The sequence below is a fragment of the Paracoccus subflavus genome (genome assembly GCF_004310345.1).
In the GTDB taxonomy this organism is placed as follows: domain Bacteria; phylum Pseudomonadota; class Alphaproteobacteria; order Rhodobacterales; family Rhodobacteraceae; genus Paracoccus; species Paracoccus subflavus.
The window spans coordinates 34,278-59,523 of the sequence record NZ_SISK01000007.1; the positions used below are offsets into that span (position 1 = coordinate 34,278).

Annotated in this window: 28 protein-coding genes; 23 read left to right on the plus strand and 5 right to left on the minus strand. The window is 68.2% G+C overall.

What is annotated here, in order from left to right:
• Nucleotides 1-56: 56 nt before the first annotated feature.
• The 9 genes from tsaD to truA all read left to right on the plus strand — a co-directional run bounded on the left by tsaD (nt 57) and on the right by truA (nt 7,200).
• Nucleotides 57-1,127, plus strand: coding sequence for a tRNA (adenosine(37)-N6)-threonylcarbamoyltransferase complex transferase subunit TsaD (tsaD, locus tag EYE42_RS10240; protein ID WP_130991234.1), 1,071 nt, complete (start codon nt 57-59; stop codon nt 1,125-1,127).
• Nucleotides 1,124-2,065 carry an NAD(P)H-dependent glycerol-3-phosphate dehydrogenase gene (locus tag EYE42_RS10245; protein WP_130991235.1) on the plus strand — a complete coding sequence of 314 codons (942 nt, stop codon included), beginning with the start codon at nt 1,124-1,126 and terminating at the stop codon, nt 2,063-2,065. The genes tsaD and EYE42_RS10245 overlap by 4 nt, the downstream gene beginning before the upstream one ends.
• Nucleotides 2,062-2,337 carry a YciI family protein gene (locus EYE42_RS10250; protein WP_170309504.1) on the plus strand — a complete coding sequence of 92 codons (276 nt, stop codon included), beginning with the start codon at nt 2,062-2,064 and terminating at the stop codon, nt 2,335-2,337. Before EYE42_RS10245 ends, EYE42_RS10250 begins: the two co-directional genes overlap by 4 nt.
• Nucleotides 2,337-2,750 (plus strand): EVE domain-containing protein, encoded by a 414-nt coding sequence (locus tag EYE42_RS10255; protein WP_130991378.1) that lies wholly within the window; start codon nt 2,337-2,339, stop codon nt 2,748-2,750. Before EYE42_RS10250 ends, EYE42_RS10255 begins: the two co-directional genes overlap by 1 nt.
• 125 nt (nt 2,751-2,875) lie before the next feature.
• Complete coding sequence (locus EYE42_RS10260) at nt 2,876-3,127, plus strand: DUF4170 domain-containing protein (RefSeq protein ID WP_130991237.1); 252 nt, start codon at nt 2,876-2,878, stop codon at nt 3,125-3,127.
• A 16-nt stretch (nt 3,128-3,143) separates the two neighbouring features.
• The gene (locus EYE42_RS10265) at nt 3,144-4,304 is read left to right on the plus strand and encodes a 3-deoxy-D-manno-octulosonic acid transferase (RefSeq protein WP_130991238.1); all 1,161 of its coding nucleotides are present in this window, start codon (nt 3,144-3,146) and stop codon (nt 4,302-4,304) included.
• A complete protein-coding gene (gene lpxK / locus EYE42_RS10270) occupies nt 4,304-5,287 on the plus strand; it encodes a tetraacyldisaccharide 4'-kinase (protein WP_130991239.1) in 984 nt (327 codons plus the stop codon). Before EYE42_RS10265 ends, lpxK begins: the two co-directional genes overlap by 1 nt.
• Nucleotides 5,288-5,444: 157 nt before the next feature.
• Entirely contained in the window at nt 5,445-6,410 is a 966-nt protein-coding gene (locus tag EYE42_RS10275; RefSeq protein WP_130991240.1) for a 5-bromo-4-chloroindolyl phosphate hydrolysis family protein, read from the plus strand.
• A 10-nt stretch (nt 6,411-6,420) separates the two neighbouring features.
• Entirely contained in the window at nt 6,421-7,200 is a 780-nt protein-coding gene (gene truA, locus EYE42_RS10280; protein ID WP_130991241.1) for a tRNA pseudouridine(38-40) synthase TruA, read from the plus strand.
• Here truA and EYE42_RS10285 read toward each other — a convergent pair.
• Nucleotides 7,197-7,940, minus strand: coding sequence for a sugar transferase (locus tag EYE42_RS10285; RefSeq protein WP_246020713.1), 744 nt, complete (start codon nt 7,938-7,940; stop codon nt 7,197-7,199). The two genes, truA and EYE42_RS10285, sit on opposite strands and share 4 nt — an antisense overlap.
• A 150-nt stretch (nt 7,941-8,090) precedes the next feature.
• On the opposite strand from EYE42_RS10285, the gene EYE42_RS10290 reads away from it, so the two are divergent.
• The 10 genes from EYE42_RS10290 (at nt 8,091) to EYE42_RS10330 (ending at nt 16,334) form a co-directional block, all read left to right on the plus strand.
• Nucleotides 8,091-8,546 carry a universal stress protein gene (locus EYE42_RS10290; RefSeq protein ID WP_130991242.1) on the plus strand — a complete coding sequence of 152 codons (456 nt, stop codon included), beginning with the start codon at nt 8,091-8,093 and terminating at the stop codon, nt 8,544-8,546.
• A 61-nt stretch (nt 8,547-8,607) separates the two neighbouring features.
• Nucleotides 8,608-9,168, plus strand: coding sequence for a NifU family protein (locus EYE42_RS10295; protein WP_130991243.1), 561 nt, complete (start codon nt 8,608-8,610; stop codon nt 9,166-9,168).
• On the plus strand, nt 9,161-9,748 hold the full coding sequence (gene tsaB, locus EYE42_RS16335; RefSeq protein WP_246020719.1) for a tRNA (adenosine(37)-N6)-threonylcarbamoyltransferase complex dimerization subunit type 1 TsaB: 588 nt from the start codon (nt 9,161-9,163) through the stop codon (nt 9,746-9,748). Before EYE42_RS10295 ends, tsaB begins: the two co-directional genes overlap by 8 nt.
• On the plus strand, nt 9,745-10,164 hold the full coding sequence (locus EYE42_RS16340) for a GNAT family N-acetyltransferase (RefSeq protein WP_246020721.1): 420 nt from the start codon (nt 9,745-9,747) through the stop codon (nt 10,162-10,164). Before tsaB ends, EYE42_RS16340 begins: the two co-directional genes overlap by 4 nt.
• Nucleotides 10,165-10,244: 80 nt before the next feature.
• Nucleotides 10,245-11,228, plus strand: coding sequence for a BMP family lipoprotein (locus EYE42_RS10305; RefSeq protein ID WP_130991245.1), 984 nt, complete (start codon nt 10,245-10,247; stop codon nt 11,226-11,228).
• Nucleotides 11,228-12,835, plus strand: coding sequence for an ABC transporter ATP-binding protein (locus EYE42_RS10310; protein WP_130991246.1), 1,608 nt, complete (start codon nt 11,228-11,230; stop codon nt 12,833-12,835). Before EYE42_RS10305 ends, EYE42_RS10310 begins: the two co-directional genes overlap by 1 nt.
• The gene (locus EYE42_RS10315; RefSeq protein ID WP_130991247.1) at nt 12,836-13,399 is read left to right on the plus strand and encodes a hypothetical protein; all 564 of its coding nucleotides are present in this window, start codon (nt 12,836-12,838) and stop codon (nt 13,397-13,399) included.
• Between the two features lie 4 nt (nt 13,400-13,403).
• Complete coding sequence (locus EYE42_RS10320) at nt 13,404-14,498, plus strand: ABC transporter permease (RefSeq protein WP_130991248.1); 1,095 nt, start codon at nt 13,404-13,406, stop codon at nt 14,496-14,498.
• Entirely contained in the window at nt 14,498-15,550 is a 1,053-nt protein-coding gene (locus EYE42_RS10325; RefSeq protein ID WP_130991249.1) for an ABC transporter permease, read from the plus strand. The genes EYE42_RS10320 and EYE42_RS10325 overlap by 1 nt, the downstream gene beginning before the upstream one ends.
• The gene (locus tag EYE42_RS10330) at nt 15,534-16,334 is read left to right on the plus strand and encodes a purine-nucleoside phosphorylase (RefSeq protein ID WP_130991250.1); all 801 of its coding nucleotides are present in this window, start codon (nt 15,534-15,536) and stop codon (nt 16,332-16,334) included. Before EYE42_RS10325 ends, EYE42_RS10330 begins: the two co-directional genes overlap by 17 nt.
• 35 nt (nt 16,335-16,369) lie before the next feature.
• On the opposite strand, the gene mnmH is transcribed toward EYE42_RS10330, so the two are convergent.
• Nucleotides 16,370-17,446 carry a tRNA 2-selenouridine(34) synthase MnmH gene (mnmH, locus tag EYE42_RS10335; RefSeq protein WP_130991251.1) on the minus strand — a complete coding sequence of 359 codons (1,077 nt, stop codon included), beginning with the start codon at nt 17,444-17,446 and terminating at the stop codon, nt 16,370-16,372.
• Between the two features lies 1 nt (nt 17,447).
• Nucleotides 17,448-18,008, minus strand: coding sequence for a L,D-transpeptidase (locus EYE42_RS10340; protein WP_130991252.1), 561 nt, complete (start codon nt 18,006-18,008; stop codon nt 17,448-17,450).
• Nucleotides 18,009-18,422: 414 nt separating this feature from the next.
• Between EYE42_RS10340 and EYE42_RS10345 the strand changes: the two genes are divergently transcribed.
• A complete protein-coding gene (locus EYE42_RS10345) occupies nt 18,423-20,831 on the plus strand; it encodes a heavy metal translocating P-type ATPase (protein ID WP_130991253.1) in 2,409 nt (802 codons plus the stop codon).
• A 275-nt stretch (nt 20,832-21,106) separates the two neighbouring features.
• Here the strand turns inward: EYE42_RS10345 and rpmB are convergent, their stop codons facing one another.
• Together rpmB and EYE42_RS10355 are read right to left on the minus strand one after the other, a co-directional pair.
• On the minus strand, nt 21,107-21,394 hold the full coding sequence (rpmB, locus tag EYE42_RS10350) for a 50S ribosomal protein L28 (RefSeq protein WP_130991254.1): 288 nt from the start codon (nt 21,392-21,394) through the stop codon (nt 21,107-21,109).
• A gap of 132 nt (nt 21,395-21,526) precedes the next feature.
• Nucleotides 21,527-22,573: a bifunctional transcriptional activator/DNA repair enzyme AdaA gene (locus EYE42_RS10355; RefSeq protein ID WP_130991255.1), complete on the minus strand. Its 1,047-nt coding sequence runs from the start codon at nt 22,571-22,573 to the stop codon at nt 21,527-21,529.
• 115 nt (nt 22,574-22,688) lie between these two features.
• Between EYE42_RS10355 and EYE42_RS10360 the strand changes: the two genes are divergently transcribed.
• The 3 genes from EYE42_RS10360 to EYE42_RS10370 all read left to right on the plus strand — a co-directional run bounded on the left by EYE42_RS10360 (nt 22,689) and on the right by EYE42_RS10370 (nt 25,237).
• Nucleotides 22,689-23,045, plus strand: a complete 357-nt coding sequence (locus EYE42_RS10360) for a thioredoxin domain-containing protein (protein WP_246020724.1) — start codon at nt 22,689-22,691, stop codon at nt 23,043-23,045.
• A gap of 85 nt (nt 23,046-23,130) precedes the next feature.
• Nucleotides 23,131-24,423: a serine--tRNA ligase gene (gene serS / locus EYE42_RS10365; RefSeq protein ID WP_130991256.1), complete on the plus strand. Its 1,293-nt coding sequence runs from the start codon at nt 23,131-23,133 to the stop codon at nt 24,421-24,423.
• Nucleotides 24,424-24,505: 82 nt separating this feature from the next.
• Nucleotides 24,506-25,237, plus strand: a complete 732-nt coding sequence (locus tag EYE42_RS10370; RefSeq protein ID WP_130991257.1) for a hypothetical protein — start codon at nt 24,506-24,508, stop codon at nt 25,235-25,237.
• The last annotated feature ends 9 nt before the right edge of the window (nt 25,238-25,246 follow it).

Genomic DNA, 25,246 nt, shown 5'->3' on the forward strand with positions numbered 1-25,246 from the left:
CTGGCCGATGCTAAGGGCCACAAGGCGTAAGCGCCAATTCCTCGCCCGGCAAGACCATGGACGACCAGCAGATTTTCCTTGGCATCGAGAGCAGTTGCGACGATACCGCCGCCGCCCTGGTGACGGGCGACCGGCAGATACTCTCCTCGGTGGTCAGCGGCCAGACGGCGCTTCATGCCGATTTCGGGGGCGTGGTGCCGGAAATCGCCGCCCGCGCCCATGCCGAACGGCTGGATTTGGCCGTAGAACAGGCGCTGTCTCAGGCGGGTATCACCCTGCGCGATGTCACGGCGGTGGCGGTGACGGCAGGACCGGGGTTGATCGGCGGGGTGATGGCGGGCGTGATGTGCGCCAAGGGCATCGCCGCCGGGGCGGGCCTGCCGCTGATCGGTGTGAACCATCTGGCGGGCCACGCGCTGACACCGCGCCTGACCGATGGGATCGGCTTTCCCTATCTGATGCTGCTGGTGTCGGGGGGACATTGCCAGTTTCTGCGCGTGGACGGGCCGCAGGACTTCACCCGCCTGGGCGGCACCATCGACGACGCGCCGGGCGAAGCCTTCGACAAGCTGGCCAAGCTCTTGGCCCTGCCCCAGCCCGGCGGACCATCCGTAGAGGCCGAGGCCGCAACCGGCGACCCCGACCGTTTTGCCTTGCCCCGCCCGCTGCTGGACCGGCCCGGCTGCGACATGTCGTTTTCGGGCCTCAAGACCGCCGCGCTGCGGTTGCGCGACGGCTTGATCGCGGATCAGGGCGGGCTGCGGCAAGGCGACCGCGCCGATCTCTGCGCCGCGTTCCAGCAGGCCGTGGCCGAGGTCCTGGCCGAGAAATCCCGCCGCGCCCTGGCCGCAAGCCCTGCCCCGGTTCTGGCCGTCGCCGGAGGCGTGGCCGCCAACGGCGCCATCCGCGCGGCGGTGGAGCAGGTGGCGCGGGATGCGGGGGTGCGGTTTCTGGCGCCCCCGCTGGCGCTGTGCACCGACAACGGCGCAATGATCGCCTGGGCGGGGGCGGAACGGTTCGCCCTGGGCCAATGGGACGGCCTGGATCTGGCCGCGCGGCCGCGCTGGCCGCTGGACCGCGTCGCCGCGCCGATGCTGGGCGGCGGCAAGAAGGGGGCCAAGGCATGAGCGTGGCGATCCTGGGCGCGGGCGCCTTTGGCACCGCCTTGGCCGTTGCGCTGTCGGCCAACGGGCCGGTGACGCTGTGGGCGCGCGATGCGGCCTGGGGGCGCGACAATCCCCGTCTGCCGGGCGTCACCCTGCCCGATGCGATCCGCGTCACCGACGACCTGGGCAGCGCCACGCAGGCCGGGACGCTGCTGCTGGCCCTGCCCGCCCAGGCTCTGGGGGGGTTCCTGGCCGATCACGCCGCGCTTCTGGATGGCAAGCGGCTGGTCAGCACCGCCAAGGGCATCGACCTGACCCGGCTGACCGGACCCTCGACCCTGCTGTCCGAGGCCTGCCCGCAGGCCACCATCGCGGTTCTTACAGGCCCATCCTTTGCTGCGGACATCGCGCGGGGCCTGCCGACCGCCCTGACGCTGGCCTGCGCCGACCGCAAGGCCGGGCTGACCTTGCAGCACCAGCTTTCGACCCCGGTGCTGCGGCTTTACCTGTCGGGCGACATCATCGGTGCGGAACTGGGCGGTGCGCTGAAAAACGTCATCGCCATCGCGGCAGGAGTGGTCATCGGCGCAGGCCTGGGCGACAGCGCCCGGGCCGCGATCATCACCCGCGGCTTTGCGGAAATGACCCGACTTGCCATCCGCCTGGGTGCGCGATCCGGGACGCTTGCCGGACTGTCGGGACTGGGCGATCTGACCCTGACCTGCACATCCGCCCAGTCGCGCAACTTCCGGTTTGGCCAGGCGATCGGCGCCCGCCAGCCCTTCGACGCCGCCATCACGGTCGAGGGGGCGGCGACGGCCCGCGCCGTCGCCGCCCTGTCCCGCAAACGCGGAGAGGACATGCCCATCGCCGCCATGGTCGCCCGGCTTGCCGAAAGCAGCATAAGCGTCGATGACGCGATCCAGCACCTGATGACACGACCCCTGAAGGAGGAATGATGCCCCTGTTCGCCGTGATCTGCCGGGATAAGCCCGGCTTTCTGCAAACCCGCCTGGACACCCGCGAGGCCCATCTGGGCTTCATCCGCGATACCGGCATCGTCCGCATGGCCGGTCCCCTAATCGAGAATGGCCAGATGTGCGGATCGCTGCTGATCCTCGAGGCCGGGGATCTTGCCGCCGCGCAGGAATGGGCAGCCAACGATCCTTACAAGTCGGCGGGCCTGTTCGACAGCGTCGAGGTCATCGAATGGAAAAAGGTGGTCGGCTGATGGCCTTCTGGCTGTTCAAGTCCGAACCCGACGTCTTCGGCTGGGACGACCTGGTTGCCCGCGGCGACGCGGGCGAGGAATGGGACGGGGTGCGCAACTATCAGGCCCGCAACGTCATGCGCGCGATGAAGCGGGGCGACCGGGGCCTGTTCTATCATTCCAACATCGGCAAGGAGGCCGTCGGCATCGTCGAGGTCATCGCCGAGGCCCATCCCGACAGCACGGCCGACGATCCGAAATGGGAATGCGTGAACATCAGGGCGGTCAAGCCGCTGCCCCGGCCGGTGTCACTGGACCGGGCCAAGGCGGAACCGGCCTTGCAGAACATGGTTCTGGTCAACAACTCGCGCCTGTCGGTTCAGCCGGTGAGCGAGGCCGAATGGGCCGCCATCATGGCGATGGCCGGGCTGTGAAGACCGGCCCGGTCTCATTCCCGGCCCCGGATCGCGGCGCGAATGCAAGGTGCCCCGGCATACCGCTTCATCTTGGCACGCCTCCGGGCTAGGGTCCGGGCCATATCAACCAGGGGATCTTGTTCATGACCCAACGTCTGCATCTTGTCTTTGGCGGCGAACTGGTGGACCCGCAGGGCACCCAGTTCCGCGATACCAGGGCGATCCACATCGTCGGCATCTTTCCCGACTACCGGTCTGCCCACGACGCCTGGAAGGCCGAGGCCCAGCGCACCGTGGACAGCGCCCATACCCGCTATTTCATCGCCCATCTGCACCGCCTGCGCGACGAGGAAACAGCCGCCAGCCCGACCGAGGAACTGGGCCTGGGGGGCTGACCGGCGGGACAGGGGCATGATGGCCGTGCGGGGTCTGGGAATAGGGCGGCTGGGGCTGTGGCTGCAAGGGCGACAGCCTGCCGCCCAGAACATGGCTCCGGACATTCCGCCGGGGCGGGGACCGCTGCTTGTCGTTCAGGCGTCGGCCGATGCGCGCCTGGCCTTTTCCCAGGTCCAGCGCCGACTGGCGCGGCTGCGACCGGATCTGCGCATCCTCGAGGTGGGCCATCTGTCCCCGCCCGCCGCCCAGGCGCTGATGGCGGCCCGCCCCGCCGCGCTGCTGCTTCTGGGCGCCGATCTGCCTGCCGTGCTGGTGACGGCGGCGGGCCGCGCGGGCCTGCCCGTCGTCCTGGCCGAAGCGCGGCTGGTTGCCGACGACGCGGCCTGGAGGCTGCGGGCCCTGGGCCGGCGGGAACTGCTGCGTCACATGCGGGCGGTGCTTGTCACCGATCCTGCGGCGCAGGCCACGGCGCTGCGCATGGGCGCGGAACGCGGGCGGGTCGCCCTGACCGGCCCCGTGACCGAGATCCGCGACCCCCTGCCCTGTTCCGAGGCCGAGCGCAGCGTCATGGCCCAGTTCCTGCGCGGACGCCACGCCTGGCTGGCGGCTTCGGTCCCCGCATCCGAGGAGGACGCCGTTCTGGCCGCGCATCGGGCGGCGCTTGCCCAGTCCCATCGCGCGCTGCTGTTCCTGGCCCCGGCCGATCCGGCCCGGATCGACCCGCTGGCCGAGCGGATCGAGGCAGAGGGTCTGGTGGTGGCGCGCCGGACCCTGGACGAAGATCCCGCCGATGAGGTGCAGATCATGCTGACGGACGGACCGACCGAAATGGGGCTGTGGTATCGTCTGGCCCCCGTGACCTATCTGGGCGGCACGCTGTCGGGCGACGACGCAGCGGCGCGCCATCCCTTTGAGCCCGCGGCCTTGGGATCGGCCATTGTCCATGGTCCCCGGACCGACCGGCACGCGACCGAATGGCAGCAGTTGGGCGGCGCCGGCGCCGCGCGGCAGGTCGCCGATGCCGATGCCCTGGCCGCCGCCATCGCCGAACTGTCCCAGCCAGACCTGATCGCCACCCTGGCCAGCAATGCCTGGCGGGTCAGCACGGGCGGAGCGCAGGTCACGATGCGGATCTGCGCCGAGGTGCTGGACGCCATCGCCGCAGGGCAACCCTGATGCGGCCCCCTGCCTTCTGGTATCGCCGCCCGGCCGGGCCTGCCGCGCATCTGCTGCGGCCCCTGGGCATGGCCTATGCCCGCGCCACCGCCAGACGGCTGGCGGGCGGCGCCCGCGCCGGCGTCGGGGTGCCGGTGATCTGCGTCGGCAACCTGAACGCCGGGGGCACCGGAAAGACCCCCACCGTCATCCATCTGCAACAGATGCTGCAATCGCGCGGGATCGCGGCGCATGTCGTCTCGCGCGGTTATGGGGGCCGGGCGCAGGGGCCGCTGCGGGTCGATGAGGCGCGTCACGACGCCAGCCTGACCGGGGACGAGCCGCTGCTGATGGCGGCCTTCGGCCCGGTCTGGGTGTCGCGCGACCGGCTGGCCGGGGCACGGGCCGCGGTGGCGGGGGGCGCTGGCGCCATCATCCTGGACGACGGGTTCCAGGACGCCGCCCTGGCCCATGACCTGTCGGTGGTGGTGGTCGATGCCGCCAAGGGGTTCGGCAACGGGCTGTGCATTCCTGCCGGACCCTTGCGGGAACCCGTGGCCGCCGGGCTGGCGCGCGCCGACCTGCTGCTGTCCATCGGCCCCCCCGAGGCACAGGCCCGCTTTGCCCCGCCCCCCGGGGCGCCGCCCCATCTGCGCGGGCGGCTGGAGCCGTTGCAGACGGGATTCGACTGGCAGGGCCACCGGGTTCTGGCCTTTGCGGGGATCGGTCACCCCGAGAAATTCTTTGCCACGCTGTCCGCCCTGGGCGCCGAGGTGGTCCGGGCCGAGGCGCTGGACGACCACCAGCCCTTTACCCCCGCGCTGCTGACGCGGCTGGAAACCGAGGCGCGGCTGACGGGCGCCCAGCTTGTCACCACCGAAAAGGATGCGGCCCGCCTGCCGCGATCGTTCCGCCGCAAGGTCATGTCGCTGCCCGTGCGGCTGGTGCTGGACGACCCTGCACCCCTGGTTCGGGCAATCGACCGGCTGTTTCCGCCGGCCTGATCTTTGCAAAGGGCGCCGCAATTCCGATATAGGACCGGATGACAGGGCCGGATGGCGGCCCCAGCGAAAGGACGGGCATGTCGCAAAAGGCAATCCAGCGGCTCAGCTTCTATCTGCTGATCCTTGTGACGCTGTATGCTTCGCTGGGGGCGGGCTGATGGCGGCCAAGCGATACGGCGGGCGCTTTTCGCCCGGAATAGGGCCGCAGGATGGCGGGACGAACCCGACGCCGCCCGCGCCGATCCGGCACCGATTGGCCTCGCGGCCCAAATACATCACCATGGCCGCCGTGCCGTTCTTGTTCGGGGCCTTCTTTCAGGATCCGGCGGGGATGGCAGCCAGCCTCGCGGCCTTTGGCACCCTTGCCAGCGCGATGTGGATGACGGGCCAGGGCCTTGCGGCGGAAGCCGCCTATGAGGTGCGCCGCGTGGCCCGCCGGCCGGCCATCCCGCGCAAGCTGTTCGGCAGCGTACTGACCGGCCTTGGCCTTGGGCTGGGTGTGGCCGAACCCGGCAGCCTGGCGGGCGCGGGCCTGGTCGGGGCCACGGGCATGGTGCTGCACTGGCTGGCCTTCGGCGCCGATCCGATGCGCGACAAGGGCACGGCAGGGACCGATGAATTTCAGCAGGGCCGCGCCGACCGCATGATCGAAGAGGGCGAAGCCCATCTGGCCCAGATCCGCGAGGCGATCCGCACCACCGGCGACCGCTGGCTTGCGGCACGGGTGGATCGCTTTGCCGCGACGGTCGAAGATCTGTTCGACCGCGTGCGCAGCAATCCGGGCGATCTGTCGGCGGCGCGGCGATATATGACAGTCTATCTGTCGGGCACCCGCGACGCGACGGTCAAGTTCGCCGACCTGTATCGCCGCACGGGCGATCCCGCGACGCGCCAGTCCTTCGAGGCGTTCCTGGACGATCTGGAAGGCGATTTCAGTGCCAAGTCCCGGCACCTGCTGGAGGGCGACAAGGCGGATCTGGACATCGAGATCGGCGTGTTGCGCGACCGTCTGGCACGCGAGGGCGTGCGATCCGACGAACCGGCCGCGCTCGAGCCGCCGCGTACCGAGACGGCCCGGTTCCTCGACAGCGTTCTGACCCCCGGACGGGACAAGGCGCGCTGACGCCCTTATCATGCCGCGCTTTGCCCTGAAGATCGAATATGACGGCCGCCCCTTTTCCGGCTGGCAGGCCCAGGCAGATCGGCCATCGGTGCAGTCCGCCATCGAATCGGCGCTGGGGCGTCTGGACGCGGGCTTTGCCGCAGGCGCCCGGATCACCGCCGCCGGGCGCACCGATGCGGGGGTCCATGCGACGGCGCAGGTGGCCCATGCCGATCTGGCACGGGACTGGGACGGCTTCCGGCTGGCCGAGGCGCTGAACTTTCACCTCAGGCCCCTGCCAGTGGCGATCCTGGCCGCGACGCGGGTGCCCGAGGATTTTCATGCCCGGTTTTCCGCGACCGAACGGCGCTATCTGTTTCGGCTTCAATTCCGCCGGGCGCCTGCGACCCATGACCGGGGTCTGATCTGGCAGGTGCTGCAGTCCCTGGACGCGGGGGCCATGCGGCAGGCAGCGGCGCATCTGGTCGGGCGCCACGATTTCACCACCTTCCGGTCGGCGATGTGCCAGGCGGCCAGTCCGGTCAAGACCCTGGACGAGATCGCCATCGAGGAGGCCGCTATTCCCCATGGCCGGGAATACCGTTTTCACCTGCGGGCGCGGTCGTTCCTGCACAACCAGGTCCGGTCGATCGTGGGCACGCTCGAACGGGTTGGCGCGGGGGCATGGTCGCCAGATCGGGTAGCCCAGGCACTTGCCGCCCGTGACCGCGCCGCCTGCGGCCCGGTCTGCCCGCCGCATGGGTTGTACCTGTGCGGGGTGGGTTATCCCTGCGACCCGTTCGCGGATTAAAGCCGGCCCCGGCGACGCGGGCGTTCATCCTTGCCGCCCAGCGCGATCTTGAGGGTGTTCCACATGATCCAAAGGTCCAGCCGGATATCGCGGTGGCGCTGATAGATGAGGTCGATCTTCAGCTTGGCGGGCAAACAGCGGCGGTAATAGGCAAGCTCTGTCGCCTCGGCGCTGGTGCAGCGGGCCAGAATGCGGTCTTCGTGGCGGTGATAGATCAGGGTCGCAAGCCCGGTCACCCCGGGGCGGCTTTTCAGAACCTGCGAATACACCGCCGGGAACCGCTCGACATATTCGCGCAGGGGGGGACGCGGTCCGACAAAGCTCATGTCGCCCCTCAGGATATTGAAGAGCTGCGGCAGCTCGTCGATGCGGGTGCGGCGCAGGAAATGGCCCAGCGGCGTGATTCGCCAATGCTTGTGCGCCCCGGTTGCCCCGAAATCCTCGTTCTCGGGGATCATGGTGCGGAACTTGAGCTGTTGGAAGGGCTGGCCCGGCGCCCGCATCCGTTCGGCTGAATAGACGATCGGGCGACCCTGCTGGATCAGCATCAGAACGGCCACAATTCCCATCACGATGGACAACGGAATCAGCAGGATCAGCGCCAGGGCCATGTCGAACAGCCTCTTGCGGCGGGGCGACGGCTTGGCGATGGCGGCGTGGCCGTCGTCCACGAACCAAGCCATCTTCGGCGCGGCGAGGCGTGCCGAGGCGGTCTTGTCCCAATCGTGGTGGATCGTCACGATGCCTGCCCCGCACGAATTCTGCTTTTGATGCCGGTAGCATATCGCCAAAGCCAAGAAAACTGCCCTTGCGGCAAACCGCCGATCGACTTGCACGACCATGGTATCTCGGCCACTGTCGCGCCGAACGGGGCTGCAGAAGGGTGGGGAATGCGCAAGTTTCTGGTGATGCTGGAAGACAGCCGGGAATGCCTGAACGCGATGCGGTTCGCAGCCATGCGCGCCGCCAATTCGGGGGGCGCGGTGACGGTTCTTGCCGTGATTCCCCCCGGCGAGATCCAGCATGGCTTCGGCGTGGCCGAGGTGATGCGCTCCGAGGCGTATGAGCGGATCGAAGCGCATTTCGAGGTTTTTGCGAAATGGATGCGCTCGCGCCCCAAGGTCGAACCCGAACTGGTCATCCGCGAGGGCGACCCGGCCGAGGAACTGCTTGCCTATCTGGCCCAGGACCCTGCGGTGGGCATTGTCGCCATCGGCCTGACCTCGGACAAGACGGTGCAGAACCCGGTGCTGGCGCGGCTGTTGCGCGACGCGTCGTCCCTGCCCTGCCCCATCACCATCGTGCCCGCCGACATTTCCAAGGAACGGCTGGAAGCCATCACCTGATCGCGCCATGCTTGACCCGCAGGCCGGTCATCGCCATATCCGGTGCAAAGGAGTCCCCGCCATGTTCATCCAGACCGAAACCACACCGAACCCCGCGACGTTGAAGTTTCTTCCGGGCGAAATCGTGCTGGACACCGGCACGGCCGATTTCCCTGCTGCGGAAACCGCGGCGAAATCCCCCCTGGCCCGACGCATCTTCGGAGTCGAAGGCGTGACGGGCGTCTTTCTGGGCCGCGATTTCGTGACCGTGACCAAGGCCGAGAACCAGCCCTGGGATCATCTCAAGCCATCCATCCTCGGCGCGATCATGGAGCATTTCCAGTCGGGCGCCCCGGCCATCGAATCCCAGGCGGAAAAGGCCGGCGGACATGCCAGTCATGACGGCCCGGATTCGGAGATCGTGGTGCAGATCAAGGAACTGCTCGACACCCGCGTGCGCCCGGCGGTGGCCCAGGACGGCGGCGACATCACCTTTCACGGGTTCGACCGGGGCGTGGTCTATCTGCACATGCAGGGCGCCTGCGCGGGCTGCCCGTCATCGACCCTGACGCTGAAGATGGGGATCGAGAACCTGCTGCGCCATTATATCCCCGAGGTGGTCGAGGTCCGTCCGGTTGCCTGATCCCGTCGTTCTGGGATTCGACACGTCGGCCGCGCATTGCGCGGCCGCTTTGCTGCAGGGAGACGCCGTTCTGGGCGCAATGCAGGAGGAGATGGCCAAGGGCCAGGTCGAGCGCCTGTTTCCCCTGATCGAGGATCTTCTGGCCCGCGCGGGGCTTGGATGGGGGGATCTGGACGTGATCGGCGTGGGCATCGGTCCCGGAAACTTCACCGGCATCCGCATCGCCGTCGCCGCGGCACGCGGGCTGGCCCTGTCGCTGGGCATCCCCGCCGTGGGGGTCACGGCAACCGAGGCGGCGGCGCACGGCCTGTCGCGCCCCTGCCGGGTCGTCCTGCCCCTACGCGGCGGACAGGTGGTCTGGCAGGATTTCGGCGCGGACAGCCATGGCCCGCAACAGGCAGCGGCCGAGATGCTGCCGCCCGGTCCCGTGCCCGCCGAACCGGCGATGCCGCCCGCCCTGGCCATTGCCCGGATCGCGCTGTCGCGCCGGGCCGATCCGGGGCCGCGTCCGGCGCCCCTGTATCTCTGCCCTGCCGATGCCGCCCCGGCACGCGACAGGCCGCCCCTGATCCTGCCGTGACGCCCGAACGGCTGGCCTGCCTGCATGGTGCCTGCTTTGTTCGCCCCCGCCCCTGGTCGGCGGTGGAATTCGCCGACCTGCTGGATGGCCCGCATGTCTTTCTGCTGACCCGCCCCAAGGCCTTTCTGCTGGGCCGCGTCATCGCGGACGAGGCCGAGTTGCTGACCCTGGCGGTCGCCCCGGCTGCCCGGCGGCAAGGCATCGCCCGCGCGCTGATGGACGAATTTGCCGCAACGTCACGCGCGCGCGGCGCGGCCCGCGCGTTTCTGGAGGTCGCCGCCGACAATGCCCCCGCGCAGGCGCTGTATCGCGGCGGTGGCTGGCGCGACGCGGGACGCAGACGGGCCTATTACGCCCCGGATCTGGACGGGGTGGTGATGGTGCTGAACCTTCGGGATGTCCAACAAGGCGGTTGACCGCCCGGGGGCGATGCGCCCTAATCCATCCATCGTCCGGGCGGCTTGAATCGCCCGGCACAACAGGATGAGGTTTCCTTATGTCACCCACGAAATCGCTTATGGCAGGCGTGGCGCTGGCGGGTCTGACGGGCACGGCGGCCCTGGCGGAACCTGCGCTGATCTTCGACCTTGGCGGCAAGTTCGACAAGTCCTTCAACGAGGCCGCCTTCATGGGCGCGCAGCGTTGGGCCGAGGAAACCGGCGGCACCTACAAGGAACTGGAGATGCAGTCCGAGGCGCAGCGCGAACAGGCGCTGCGGCGGCTGGCCGAAACCGGCGCCAATCCCATCGTCATGACCGGCTTTGCCTTTGGCGACGTGCTGAACCAGGTGGCCCCCGACTATCCCGACACCCAGTTCGCCATCATCGACATGGTTGTGGAACAGCCCAATGTTCAATCGGTCGTCTTTACCGAGGAACAGGGCAGCTATCTGGCCGGGATCATGGCGGCGATGGCATCCCAGTCGGGGACCGCAGGCTTTATCGGCGGCATGGACATTCCGCTGATCCACAAGTTCGAATGCGGATTTTCGCAAGGCTTCAAGGCCGTGAAGCCCGATGGAGCGGTTCTGATCAACTATACCGGCACGACCCCCGCCGCCTGGAACGATCCCGTCAAGGGGGGCGAGCTTGCCAAGGCACAGATCAGCCAGGGCGCCGACGTGATCTATGCCGCCGCGGGCGGCACCGGGATCGGAGTGCTTCAGGCCGCGGCGGACGCGGGCATCCTGTCGGTGGGCGTGGACAGCAACCAGAATCACCTGCATCCCGGCAAGGTGCTGACATCGATGGTCAAGCGCGTGGACAATGCCGTGTACGACGCCTTCACGAATGGCGTGCAGCCCGGCGTCAAGGTCATGGACCTCAAGGCGGGCGGGGTCGATGTCGCCATTGACGACAACAACCAGCCGCTGATCACCCCCGAAATGCAGGCCGCCATCGATGATGCCCGCGCCAAGATCGCCTCGGGCGAGATCGTTGTCCACGATTACATGACCGACAACACCTGCCCGGTCCAGTAATGGACGCGACGGTGCAGAACGGGGGGCGGCCGGCAGCGGCCGCCCCCGCGGCGATCGAACTGCGCGGCATTTCCAAGTCCTTCGGACCGGTGCAGGCCAACCGCGACATCGACCTGCGCGTCGAAAAAGGCACCATCCACGGCATCATCGGCGAAAACGGCGCGGGAAAATCGACGCTGATGTCGATCCTCTACGGCTTTTACAAACCCGACGCGGGCGAGATTCGGTTGGGTGGCCGGCCCATGACCATCACCGACAGTCAGGCCGCGATCCGCGCGGGCATCGGCATGGTGTTCCAGCACTTCAAGCTGGTCCAGAACTTCACCGTTCTGGAAAACATCATCCTGGGAGCCGAGGACGGTCGCCTGCTGCGCCCGTCTTTGTCCAGGGCGCGCGGCGTCTTGCGGCAACTGGCGCGGGATTACGAACTGAACGTCGATCCCGACGAAACGATCGAGGAGCTGTCGGTCGGCCACCAGCAGCGGGTCGAGATCCTCAAGGCCCTGTATCGGCGGGCCGACATCCTGATCCTGGACGAACCGACCGGCGTGCTGACCCCGGCCGAGGCCGATCACCTGTTCCGCATCCTGCGGGGCCTCCGCGACGAGGGCAAGACCATCGTCCTGATCACCCACAAGCTGCGCGAGATCATGGAGATCACCGACACCGTGTCCGTGATGCGCCGGGGCGAGATGGTGGCATCGGTCAAAACCGCCGAAACCAGCCCCGAGGGGCTGGCCGAACTGATGGTGGGCCGCAAGGTCCTGCTGAACGTTCACAAGGCCCCTGCCCGGCCCGGCCAGGCCGTGCTGGAGGTCTGCAACCTGAAGATCGTCGATGACACCGGCGTCGAGCGCCTGCGGGGCATCGACCTGACCATTCGTGCGGGCGAGATCCTGGGCATCGCGGGGGTGTCTGGCAACGGCCAGACGCAACTGCTGGAGGTTCTGGGCGGCTATCCCGAAAAGGGCAGCACCCTCTCGGGCGAGATCCGCGTGAACGGCACGCTCTTGTCCTTGTCGGGCCGCACCTGCAACGCCGCCGAACGCCGGCGCCGGGGCATCGGCCACATCCCCGAGGATCGGCAGGTCGAGGGTCTGATCCTGGATTTCGCCGCCTGGGAAAACGTGGCCTTCGGGTATCACGACGCGCCTGAATATTCGCGCGGGCCGCTGATGGATCACGATGCGATCCGCCGGGATGCAGCGGCCAAGATCCAACGGTTCGATGTGCGTCCGCCGAACTGCTATCTCGCCGCGCGCAATTTCTCGGGCGGGAACCAGCAAAAGATCGTCGTCGCGCGCGAGATCGAGCGCAACCCCGACCTGCTGCTGATCGGCCAGCCGACGCGGGGCGTGGACATCGGCGCCATCGAATTCATCCACAAGCGCATCGTGGACCTGCGCGACGCCGGCAAGGCGATCCTGCTGGTCTCGGTCGAACTGGACGAGATCATGTCCCTGTCGGACCGTATCGCGGTGATGTTCGACGGCCGCATCATGGGCGAGCGTCTGCCGGCCGATACGACGGCGAGCGAGCTTGGCCTGCTGATGGCGGGTGTCGATCCGACCTTCCGACAACCCGAGCCTTTGACACAAGATCCATAAATGACCCCTGCCCGAACGATCCTGCTGTTCTCGCTTCTGCTGGCCGCCGGTTGCAGCGCCGTTCCCATGCCCAGAATGCCCAGGATAAACATCTGGCCCGGCGGCGAAGCCCCAGACCGTCTGGTCATGGCGGCCGAGGCCCGGGCCCAGACCCGCGCCCGCAACCCCGACGGCAGTTGGGCCGTTGCCGATCCGGTCGCGGGGTCCGATTACCGGCGGGATTTCGCGTCAAGCTGCGTGACCGATCCGCGCGGCACCGCCTGTGCCGACCAGGCCCCGGTCCAGATGCCCTCGGGGGCGCAAACCGCGCCCCAGGTGACGGGTCGCGTCGCCATCGCCTTTGCCGCCCTGACCGATGGCAGCCGCTGCACCGGAGAGGCCCGGCAGGGCCAGGCGCGGGCCGATGAAAACCTGCTGGTCGTGCGCGGCTTTCCGGGGGCGAACGGCGCCGTGCCGCGTGCCCGCAACCTGGCGCGCATGGCGGGCACTGGCGACCCGATCGCCTGGGACCAGATCGCCGATGCCCGCAGCTTCCTGGCGCTGTGTTCCGGCATGGAAGGCTGAGGCGATGGACACGATGCCGAAATGGGCCGACGTGATCCTGACGCCGCTGATTTCGCTGGTGCTGGCCATGGCGATTTCGGCCCTGGTGATCCTGGCCATCGGCGAAAGCCCGGTGGTCGCGCTGACCACGATGATCGACGGGGCGCTGGGGTCCAGCTATGGCTGGGGCTTCACGCTGTATTACGCCACGAACTTCATCTTCACGGGGCTTGCGGTGATGGTGGCCTATCACGCCAGCCTGTTCAACATCGGCGGCGAGGGGCAGGCGGCGATGGGCGGCCTGGGCGTGGCCCTGGTGCTGCTGTATCTGCCCCTGCCCCACTGGGCGCTGGCGCTGCCCGCGGCGATGATCGGCGCGGCAGCATTCGGGGCGGCCTGGGCGCTGGTTCCCGCATGGCTTCAGGCGAAACGGGGCAGCCATATCGTCATCACCACGATCATGTTCAACTTCATCGCCGCCGCCGCGCTGAACTATGTCCTGGTGAACCTGCTGCGCCCTGTGGGCAGCATGGACCCCGCATCCGGCCGCTTTCCGGAGTCCACGCACCTGCCCAAGCTGTCGGACATGGCGCTGGCCCTGGGCTTTGAATGGGGCAGGAACACCCCCGTCAACATCAGCTTTTTCGTCGCCGTGATCGCCTGCATCCTGGTCTGGCTGCTGATCTGGCGGTCCCGCCTGGGGTTCGAAATCAGGGCATTCGGCAAATCCGAACCCGCCGCGCTGTATGCGGGCATCAACCCGGTCCGCATCACGGTGATCGCCATGCTGATTTCCGGCGGCCTGGCCGGGCTGATGGCCATCAACAGCGTCATGGGCGAGGCCGAGCGCCTGGTCCTGAACGCGGTCGAGGGGGCGGGCTTCATCGGCATCGCCGTGGCCCTCATGGGTCGCAACCATCCGCTGGGCATCGTTCTGGCGGCATTGCTGTTCGGGTTCCTGTATCAGGGCGGGGGCGAACTGGCGCTGTGGACCAGCATTCCGCGCGAACTGATCATCGTCATCCAGGCGCTGGTGATCCTGTTCACCGGCGCCCTGGACAACATGGTGCGGATGCCGCTGGAACGGATTTTCCTGGCGATGCGCAACCGGGGGTCGTGATGGATCTGAACACGGTCATCCAGATCCTCGACAGCGCGGTGCGGCTGATGACGCCCCTGCTGCTGGCCTGCCTGGCCGGGCTTTATTCCGAACGCGCCGGGGTCTTCGACATCGGCCTGGAAGGCAAGATGCTGATGGCGGCGTTTTCCGCGGCGGCGGTCGCGGCATTGACCGGCAATGTCTGGCTGGGCCTGATGGCGGGGCTCTTGGGGTCGCTGATGCTGTCGGCGATCCATGGCCTGGCATCGATCACCTTTCGGGGCAACCAGTTGATTTCTGGGGTTGCGATGAACTTTCTGGCCTCAGGGCTGACGGTGCTGCTGGGGCAAAAGATCTTTGGCCTGGGCGGACGGACCCCCACCCTGACGCCGGGGGCCGAGCTTGAGGCGCAGGTCACGCCCTTTCGCATCTGGCTGTCGGGGATCACGGGACCCGATGCGGCGGGCTGGCTGACGGCGACCCCGCGCCTGTCCGACATCACCCTGCCGCTGGCCGAAACCCTGCGCCCCGTTCCCGTCATCGGCCCCCTCTATGCCGAGGTGATCTCGGGGCATTCGATCCTGGTCTATGTGGCCTTCCTGATGGTGCCGCTGACCTGGTGGGTGCTCTATCGCACACGGTTCGGGCTGCGGCTGCGGGCGGTGGGGGAAAACCCGGCCTCGGTCGATACGGCGGGCGTGTCGGTGACGCGGCTGCGCTTTGCCGCCGTCGCGATCGCCGGGCTGCTGTGCGGTTTGGCCGGGGCCTATCTGGCGACGGGCCTGTCGGCGGGCTTTGTCAAGGAAATGACCGCCGGGCGCGGCTTTATCGCGCTGGCCGCGCTGATCTTTGCCAAATGGCGGCCCTGGGGGGCGCTTGGCGCGACCTTCCTGTTCGGCCTGCTAGAGGCTGTCGCCAACCGCTATCCGAACCTGGATCTGGGCATCGTCACCGTGCCGTCGATGTTCATGAACGCCCTGCCCTATATCCTGACGGTGATCATCCTGGCGGGCTTCGTGGGCCGCGCCATCCCCCCGCGCGCCGGAGGAGAGCCTTATGTCAAAGAGCGGTGATCTGGTCCGCCTGATCCGCGACCGCGCGGGCGACCGGCCGCCCGAATACGGGCTGATCCTGGGGTCGGGCCTGGGGCATCTGTCGCAAACTGTGGACGGCGTGGCGATCCCCTATCACGACCTGCCGGGCTTTCCCCATGCGGGCGTGTCGGGCCATGTGCCGCAACTGGTGATTGGCCAGTTGGAAGGCCGTCGCGTCGCCGTTTTCGGGGGCCGGTCGCATTACTACGAATCGGGCCGCGCCGACGCCATGCGGCTGCCGTTGGAAACATTGGCCGGGCTGGGCTGCGACCGGCTGATCCTGACCAACGCCGCCGGATCGCTGCGTCCCGACATCCCGCCGGGCGGGCTGATGCTGCTGGATGACCACATCGCCTTGGCCGGTGCCAACCCCCTGATCGGAGAGCCGACCGACGCCCGTTTCGTCCCCATGACCGATGCCCATGACGCCGCCATGCGCGCGGCCCTGTCGGCTGCCGCGGCGGACGAGGGGATCGACCTGCCGGGTGGGGTCTACTGCTGGTTCTCCGGCCCCAGCTTCGAAACGCCCGCCGAAATCCGCGCGGCCAAAATCCTGGGCGCCGATGCCGTGGGCATGTCCACCGTGCCGGAAATCATCCTGGCCCGGTTCCTGGGAATCCGCTGCTCCGCCATCTCGGTCATCACCAACATGGGCGCGGGGCTGTCGGACGAATCGATCAGCCACGACCACACCAAGGCCATGGCCCCGCTGGGCGCTGCAAAGCTGGAGCGAATCCTGCGCCGGTTCCTGCGCAACCCTTGAGCCTTCTTCGTTGTTCAAATACCCCCGCCCGAGGCTCATGCCCCCACCACCGGCCGAAGGTTTCCGGTCAAGCGCGCCAAAGCCGCCTCGACCCGTGCCGCCGCCGCGTCCAGGTCGCGCAGGTCATCCAAGGCCACGACAGCCTGCTCACGCCCGGCATAGCGCAGCCGGTGCTTCAGATAGCGCGGATCGTAATGATCCTGCAAAAGCCCCTGGGAAAGCGCCCGCCAGTCGCGCGCCGCCAACAGGGCCTGCCAATCCGCGATACGGTCCGCCGGATGCATCGGCGCCAGGGCTGCGACAATGGCTGCGACCCGCGCGGGATCGTCCACCATGTCGCCATAGGTCGCGGCGGTATAGGCCGCCCGCGCCGCGACCGGCACCTCCAGCCGCAGCCGGGGCGCGGCGCCGATCGCCCGCCACACCGCCTTGGGCAGCATCAGCGCGCCGATGCGGCTGCTTTCGGCCTCTATCACGACAGGACGGTCAGGATCCAAGGCTTCCAGGGCGATCGCCAGCCGCCCCTCGAACAGCTTCTGGCCGGGCTGGCCGTCGGGGCGGCCGCCGAACAGGCTGCCACGGTGGTTGGCCAGCCCTTCAAGGTCGATCACCTGCCAGCCGCGCGCGGCCAGCCGGGACAGGATCGCGGTCTTGGCGCTGCCGGTATTGCCGTCCAGCACGATCACCGGGGCGGGCACGGGCCGGTTCTGTATCCGGTCCACCACAAGCGCGCGCCACGCCTTGTAGCCGCCATCGATCCGGTCCACCCGCCAGCCGATCTGCGACAGGATGGTCGTAAAGCTGCCCGACCGCTGCCCGCCGCGCCAGCAATAGATCAGCCCCCGCCAGCCGCCATCCCGGTCCGCCAGCGGTCCGGCGATGTGGCGCGCGGCGTTGGCCGCAACCAGGGCGCCGCCGATCTTGCGCGCATCAAATGGGGAAACCTGCTTGTAGATGGTCCCGACGCGGGCCCGTTCGGCATCGTCCAGCACCGGCAGGTTGATCGCGCCGGGCAGGTGATCTTCGGCATATTCGGACGGGGACCGCACGTCGATGATCTCGTCGAACCCCGCCAGGGCGGGGTCCGCGACGCCGCTCAGCGTCAGCGCCAAGTCAGTAGACGTAGACGGGCGTTCCGATCGGAACTTGATCGAACAGGGCCATCACCGCCTCGTTGCGCATCCGCAGGCAGCCGTTCGACACGGCACGCCCGATCGAATTCGGCTCGGTGGTGCCGTGGATGCGGATCGCGGTGTCCTGGCCCTTGTCGTTATAGAGATACAGCGCCCGTGCGCCCAACGGGTTCTGCGGCCCGCCGGGCATCCCGTTGGACCATTTCGCATATTGGCCGGGATTGCGCTTGATCATGTCGGGCGTGGGCGTCCAGGACGGCCATTCGACCTTGCGGCCCACGGTGGCACGGCCCCTCCACACCAGTTCGTCGGTGCCCACGGCCACTCCGTAACGAACCGCGCGACCCGGTGCCACGACGTGATACAGGAAGAAATCCTTGCTGACGACGACGATGCTGCCCACCTCGAAATCCTCGCGGATGGACACCTCGGTCGGGGCATAGGGATCGCGCCCTGCCTCTTGCGCAAGCACCAGCGAGGGGGCGAAACAGGCGGCGGCCATCAGCGGCACGGCCAGCGACATCATTTCACGGCGATTCATGGCGATCCTGTCAATCCTTGGTCTGCTGCTTTGCACCGCCATAACAAGGGACGGCCCTGAATTGCAACTCACGACCCTGTTGCGGATGAAGACCGTCACTTGACCCGAGAGGAGAAGCAACACATCTAGACCCTATGGTCCCTGTCCTGCATCCTTGCTGTCACGAACCGCGCCGTCCCCTGCGACGAGCCGCGCATCTGTGCCGGGGCCGGGGCGACCGCGCCTGCCGTTGTCATCAGGATGCCCGGCCGGCCGTGGCCCGTCCCATCGCCGCCCGCCCCTGCGGCGACCTGCGCATCGACCCACGGGCCATGGGTGCGATCCGCTTTCCCCGTCAGGCCCCCCGGCGCCCCCAGGCGCCGCCTTGTTTCCTGAACCCGTCCCGTAGCCTTGGCACGATTTCAGGAAACCATCATGACTGCTATCTCCCTTGAACTTCCCCTTCCCGGCATAAGCTGCGCCGCCTGCGCGGGCCGTGTGGAAAGGGCATTGTCCGGCCTGCCCGGCCTGTCGGACATCGCGGTGAATCCGATCACCAAGCGTGCCACCCTGCACAGCGACGGCACGCCCCTGACCCAGATCGACGCCGCCCTGACCAAGGCGGGCTATCCGCCCGACCTGACGACAACTCAGCTTGCCATCGAAGGCATGAGCTGCGCGTCCTGTTCCGGCCGGATCGAGCGGGTTTTGAAGGCCCGCCCGGATGTTGCCGAGGCACAGGTGAACCTGATCGCCGGAACGGCCCTTGTGCGCCATGCCCCCAGCCTGTCGCCCGACGATCTGGCCGCGGTCGTGACGGCCCTGGGCTATCCTGCCGCCGTTCCGGCAGGCACCGCCCCGGTGGCCCGCGACGACGAGGCCGCCGCCCTGAAGCGGTCCTTCCTCATCGCCCTTGCCTTGACCCTGCCGGTTTTCGTGGCCGAGATGGGCGCCCATCTGGTGCCCGGCTTTCATCACTGGCTGCGTGGTCTGGTCGGGACGGCGCCGCTGCTGTGGATGCAGATGCTGCTGACCGCGCTTGTTCTGGCCGGGCCGGGGCGGCGGTTCTTTGCCGCCGGCATCCCCGCCCTGCTGCGCGGTGGACCCGAGATGAACAGCCTTGTCGCGCTGGGTTCGGGGGCGGCGTTCCTGTATTCTGCAGTTGTGGTCCTGGCCCCCGGGCTGATCCCGCCCGCCTCGCGTTTCGTGTATTTCGAGGCCGCGGCGGTCATCGTCACGCTGATCCTGATGGGCCGCTGGCTCGAGGCGCGGGCCAAGGGTCAGGCAGGCGCCGCGATCCGCGCGCTGATCGAACTGGCGCCAGACCGGGCCACGCTCTTGCGCAACGGCCAGCCCGTGCAGGTGGCCGTCGCTGACCTGCATCCCGAAGATCTGGTTCTGCTGGCGCCGGGCGAACGTGTCGCGGTGGATGGCGTCGTGACCGAGGGGCGGGGTCATGTCGACGAATCCATGCTGACGGGCGAACCGGTGCCCGCCGAAAAGGCCGCAGGCGACGCGGTCACGGGCGGCACCGTGAACGGCACCGCCGCCCTGACCTATCGCGTCACGGCGACGGGGGCCGACACCACCCTGTCGCGCATCGTCCGCATGGTCGAGGGGGCCCAGAACGCCCGCCTGCCGGTGCAGGATCTGGTGGACCGCATCACCCGCGTCTTCGTGCCCGTGGTGATCGGGCTTGCGGCGCTGACATTCCTGCTGTGGCTGGCCTTTGGCCCCGATCTGGCCCATGCCGTCGTGGCGGGGGTGGCCGTGCTGATCATCGCCTGTCCCTGCGCCATGGGGCTGGCCGTGCCGGTGTCGATCATGGTCGGCACCGGACGGGGGGCGCAACTGGGCGTCCTGTTTCGGCGGGGCGAGGCGCTGCAACGCCTGTCCGACGCCCGGAGCATCGCCTTTGACAAGACCGGCACCCTGACGCGTGGGCGCCCCGAACTGGCCGCCATCCATGTGGACGGCATCGCCGAAGCCGAGGCCCTGCGCCTTGCCGCCGCGGCCGAGGCGCGGTCGGAACACCCCCTTGGCGCGGCCATCGTGGCGGGCGCGCGGGCACAAGGCCTTGACCTGCCGCCGGCAACCCATGTGCAGGCCGCCGTGGGGCGCGGGCTGTCGGCCACGGTCGAGGGCCGGTCATTGCTGATCGGCAACCCTCAGGCCCTGGCCGAGGCCGGGATCGACCTTCATCCCGGCTTGCGACAGGCCGCCGAGGCGGCGGCGTCCCAGGGCGCGACCCCGGTCCATCTGGCGGTGGACGGACGCCATGTGGCAAGCCTGTCCCTGGCCGATCCGGTCCGCAATGAGGCAAAGGCCACCATTGCCGCGCTGCATCGGATGGGCCTGCAAACCACCATGCTGTCAGGCGACATTCCCGCCACGGCGCAGGCAGTCGGGGCGCGCCTGGGGATCGACCGGGTAAAGGGGGGGCTGATGCCCGGCGACAAGCTGGCGGTGATCGACGGCATGGGTGCGGGATCGGTCTTTGTGGGCGATGGCATCAACGACGCCCCCGCGCTTGCGGCGGCGCAGACCGGCATTGCCATCGGCACGGGCACCAGCATCGCCATCGAATCGGCTGACCTGGTGCTGATGTCGGGCGATCTGTCGGGGGTGACCCGCGCGATCCGCCTGTCGCGGGCGGTGATGCGCAACATCCGGCAGAACCTGTTCTGGGCCTTCGCCTATAACACGGCGCTGATCCCGATCGCGATGGGCGTTCTGGTGCCCTTCGGCGGTCCGCAACTGTCACCCATGCTGGCGGCGGGGGCCATGGCGCTGTCGTCGGTCTTTGTGGTGGGCAACGCCTTGCGGTTGCGACGGGTGCAGTGACCTGCGGCCCTGCCACGGGTCCGGCACCGGTGCCCGCGAAGGGCCGATCCAGCGTCGGGGGCGCGGTCGTTGTCGACCACGGCCTCGAACCGCCGGGAACCGCAGTCGTTCCCCGCGCGGTGCCCAGGGCGATGCGGTCAGGACAAGACACAGGATAACGTAAAGCGGCCTGCGCATGGGGGCGCAGACCGTCCCAAATCCTGTCGGTAGGGCATCGCCATGCAAAAGCCCCGCCGCAGGAACGACGGGGCGCATTGCCACTAGCGAAGGTCGGATCAGGCCTGCACGTCGGCCTTGGCGATCTCGCGCTTGATCTTCAGGGCGCGATCCGACAACTCGCCGTCCTTGGCCTTGGCCAGAAAGGCGTCCAGTCCGCCGCGATGATCGACCGACCGCAGCGCGGCGGCCGAGATGCGCAGCGAATAGCCGCGGTTCAGCTTTTCCGACAGCAGCGTGACATCGTTCAGGTTCGGCAGGAACCGGCGACGAGTCTTGTTGTTGGCGTGGCTGACATTGTTGCCGGTCATCGGGCCTTTGCCGGTCAGTTCGCAGACGCGCGACATGGTGTTGTTCCTTCGTCTCAGCTATGCGGGAGGACCGGCAGGTCCATCCCAATGTGAAAGGGCGCCGCGAGGCAGCGCCCGGAATTCCGTTTGCGCGTCCGTAATGCAAGCGGTTCCGCCCGTCAACCCGAATCAGGCATATCCACGTTCGATCGCGATCAGCCTTTCCTTGCGCCACAGCCCGCCCGCATATCCCGTCAGCGTCCCGTCGGCGCCGATCACCCGGTGGCAGGGCACGATCAGCGCGATGCGGTTGGTGGCATTGGCGCGGGCCACCGCGCGCATCGCCGTTGGCCGCCCGATGGCCGCCGCAAGCTGGGCATAGCTGCGGGTCTGGCCGGGGGGAATCCCTTGCAGGGCCTGCCAGACCTGCTGCTGAAAGGGGGTTCCATGAAACGTCACGGGCACATCGGGCAAGGGTATCCGTCCAGCAAAGAACGCCGCCAGCCAGTCGCCGATCCGGTCGTGCATCGCCGTGCGGCCCAGGCCGATCCGGCCGCCCACATGGACCGACAGGCGCCGCAACCCCTGCGGCAGCGCCTTGCGGTCCACGAATTCCAGCAGGTGCAGCGCCCGGTCGTCAGCAATGGCGATCATGCCGCCCAGCGGTGTGTCGATCCAGTCGGCCAGCAGACCCGACCCCTCCCGCATCCGCTGCGGCGGATGGCCGAACAGCCGGACAAAGGCCGCCCGAAACCCCGAAGCCGACTCGAACCCTGCCTCCATCTGCGCCTCGATCACCGGTGCCCCCTGCTTCAGGCTGACCATGCCGCCGCGCAGACGCACCGTCCGCGCCATGGCCAGAAAGCTTTGCCCGTGAATCCGCCGGAAGGTGCGCCGTACGGTGGACGGGTCCAGTCCCATCGCCGACAGATCGCCTTCGGTCCAGCGATGATGCGGCCGTTTGGCCAGCCGGTCCAGCAGATCGCCGACCCAGGGCGCCGCCTCGGCCACGCTGCCATGGGGATGACATCGGCGACAGGGACGGAAACCGGCCGCCAGGGCATCTTCGGGCCGGGCGAACCAGCGGCAATTCCGGGCCAGCGGCTTGCGCGCCGGGCAGGTCAGCCGGCAGAAGATGCCGGTGGTGGTGACGCCCACCAGGGCGCGATCCTCCCATGCGGGATCGCGCGCCAGCAGCGCCGCATAAAGCGTGTCATGATCGGGCATGTCCAGCATGTCGCATTCCCCCTGGCCTGCGCACACCCTAGCCGATTCGCGGCAGGCATGGGCCGCAAAATCGGGCGCCGCATCCGGTCTTGCGGCCGGTGGCGGGCGGGCCGATAATGCCGGAATGAAAGCCCTGATCGTCGCCCTGTTGGTGATGGCCGCCGTTCTGCCCGCCGCGGCAGAGCCGGGCCTGCGCCTGCTGATGGTGGAAAAGAAGGGCTGCATCTATTGCCTGGCGTGGGACCGGAGCGTTGCTCCGGGCTATGGCGCATCGGATGCGGGGCGGGCCGCCCCTTTGATGCGGGTCGATATTTATGGCCCCTATCCGGACGGTCTTGTTCTGGCCAGACGACCCTTTGTCACCCCGACCTTCATCCTTCTGGACAACGGTGTCGAGATCGGACGGCTCGAGGGTTACATGACGGCGCCGCAGTTCCATGCGGCCCTGAGCGGAATGCTGGCGCAGGCAAGCCGCAGGTAGCGGGCAAACTGCGATGGCGGGCTTTCGCATGGGCCCTGCATCGGCTAGGCAACGCCCTGCAGGCCTTCAGACGACGGTGACGATCATGCATGACATCCGTGCCATCCGGGAAAACCCCGCAGCCTTCGATGCCGCCCTGTCGCGGCGCGGGCTGCCGCCCCTGTCGGACCGCATCCTGTCGCTGGACGCCGACCGCCGGGCCCGGATCGTCGCGGCGGAAACCGCGCAGGCCGACCAGAACCGCGCCAGCAAGGAGGTCGGCGCCGCCAAGGCGCGCGGCGACCATGCCGAATTCGACCGCCTGCGCGTTCTGGTGGCCGAAAAGAAATCCGACATCGCCAGACTGCAGGCCGAAGCCTCACTTCTGGACGGCCGTTTGCGCGACATGCTGATGGAGATTCCGAACCTGCCGCTGGACAGCGTGCCGGACGGTCGCGACGAAAACGACAATGTCGAGCTGCGCCGCAACGGCAGCCCGCCCATCTTCGATTTCGATCCTGTCGAGCACTTCGAGATCGCGGGCGTCCGCCCCGGCATGGACTTCGAAACCGCCGCGAAGCTGTCCGGCAGCCGTTTCGTGGTGCTGAAGGGCGGAGTGGCCCGCATCCATCGTGCGCTGGCGCAGTTCATGCTGGATCTGCATGTCACCCGGCACGATCTTCAGGAAACCTGGACCCCGGTCCTGGTGCTGGAAGAGATGATGGTCGGCACCGGGCAATTGCCGAAATTCGGCGAGGACAGCTATCTGACCCGCGAGGGGTACTGGCTGATCCCCACGTCCGAAGTGACGCTGACCAATACGGTCCACGGCGAGCTGGTCGATCACGCCAGCCTGCCCCGCCGGATGGTCGCCCATTCCCAGTGTTTCCGGTCCGAGGCCGGCAGCGCGGGCCGCGACACCACGGGAATGCTGCGCCAGCACCAGTTCGAAAAGGTCGAGATGGTGTCGATCACCGACGCCGAAACGGGCCTTGCCGAACACGCCCGCATGACGCGCTGCGCCGAGGCCGTGCTGGAGGCCCTGGACCTGCCCTATCGCACGGTCGTCCTGTGTGCCGGCGACATGGGATTTGGGGCACGGATCACCCATGATATCGAAGTCTGGCTGCCCGGCCAGAACAAGTATCGGGAAATCAGCAGCGTCAGCTATTGCGGCGATTTCCAGGCGCGGCGAATGAACGCGCGCTATCGGTCCGACAAGACCGGCAAGCCGGAATTCGTCCATACCCTGAACGGGTCGGGCCTTGCCGTGGGGCGGACGCTGATCGCGGTGCTGGAAAACGGCCAGCAGGCCGACGGTTCGGTCCTTCTTCCGGCGGTCCTGCATTCCTATCTGGGGGGCGCGACCTGCCTGATGGCGGACGGCAGGCTGGACTGACCACAAATGTGTGAATCGGCGATTGTGCCCTTGGGGGCCGAAACTGGTATGGCTGCGATCGCGTTGGCCCGGCATGGCGCGCATGTCCGAAAAGATTTATCTTGCCTCGGCAACGGCATTCGTCGCCAGCAGCGCCGTGCTGGCGACGCTGGGCCGACCGCCGATGCCAGTCGTGCCGCCCCTTACTTTTGAAACCCTGCCCGACGGGATGATGGGGCCTTTGGCCGATCTGCCGATGGCGACCCTGCCCCAGCTTTATATCCAGCCGCAGAACGCGGTGATGTGGCTGCTGCTGGTCGTTCTGTGGCTGCTGCTGCTGGCCGACGCGGTAGGGCAGTATCTGGATCCGTCCGATCAGAACAGGGTTTGGCCGCCTCTCAGCCTGGCCTTGCTGACGGCGGCGATCTGGCCCTGGCTGGTGGGGATCAGCACAACCGCGGCCATGATCGGGGCGATGCTGATGCTGGCGGCCAGCCTGACAGCCGCCGTCAGGGCGCGCGGCCAGCGCCGCCCCGGTCCCGGCTTCATGGCGGGGTGGAGCCTGACCCTCGGCACCGCCACGCTGGCCACGCTGGCGACCGAGCCCATCGGACTGAGCACGTCGCAGACCGCGATCGTGGCGATCCTGCCAAGCGCCCTGATCGGCATGTTCGCGCAGGAATGGCTGGGCCGGTCGATCACCTTTGCCGTGGCAACGATCTGGGCCTTTTGCGCGGTGGCCGTCACCACCATGGGAACCAGCCCCGGCGTGGCGCTGGCCGCGATCATCGGCATCTCGGGCATGGGCGTCGTGCTGGTGCGGGCGGCAACCTGACCGTGGCGC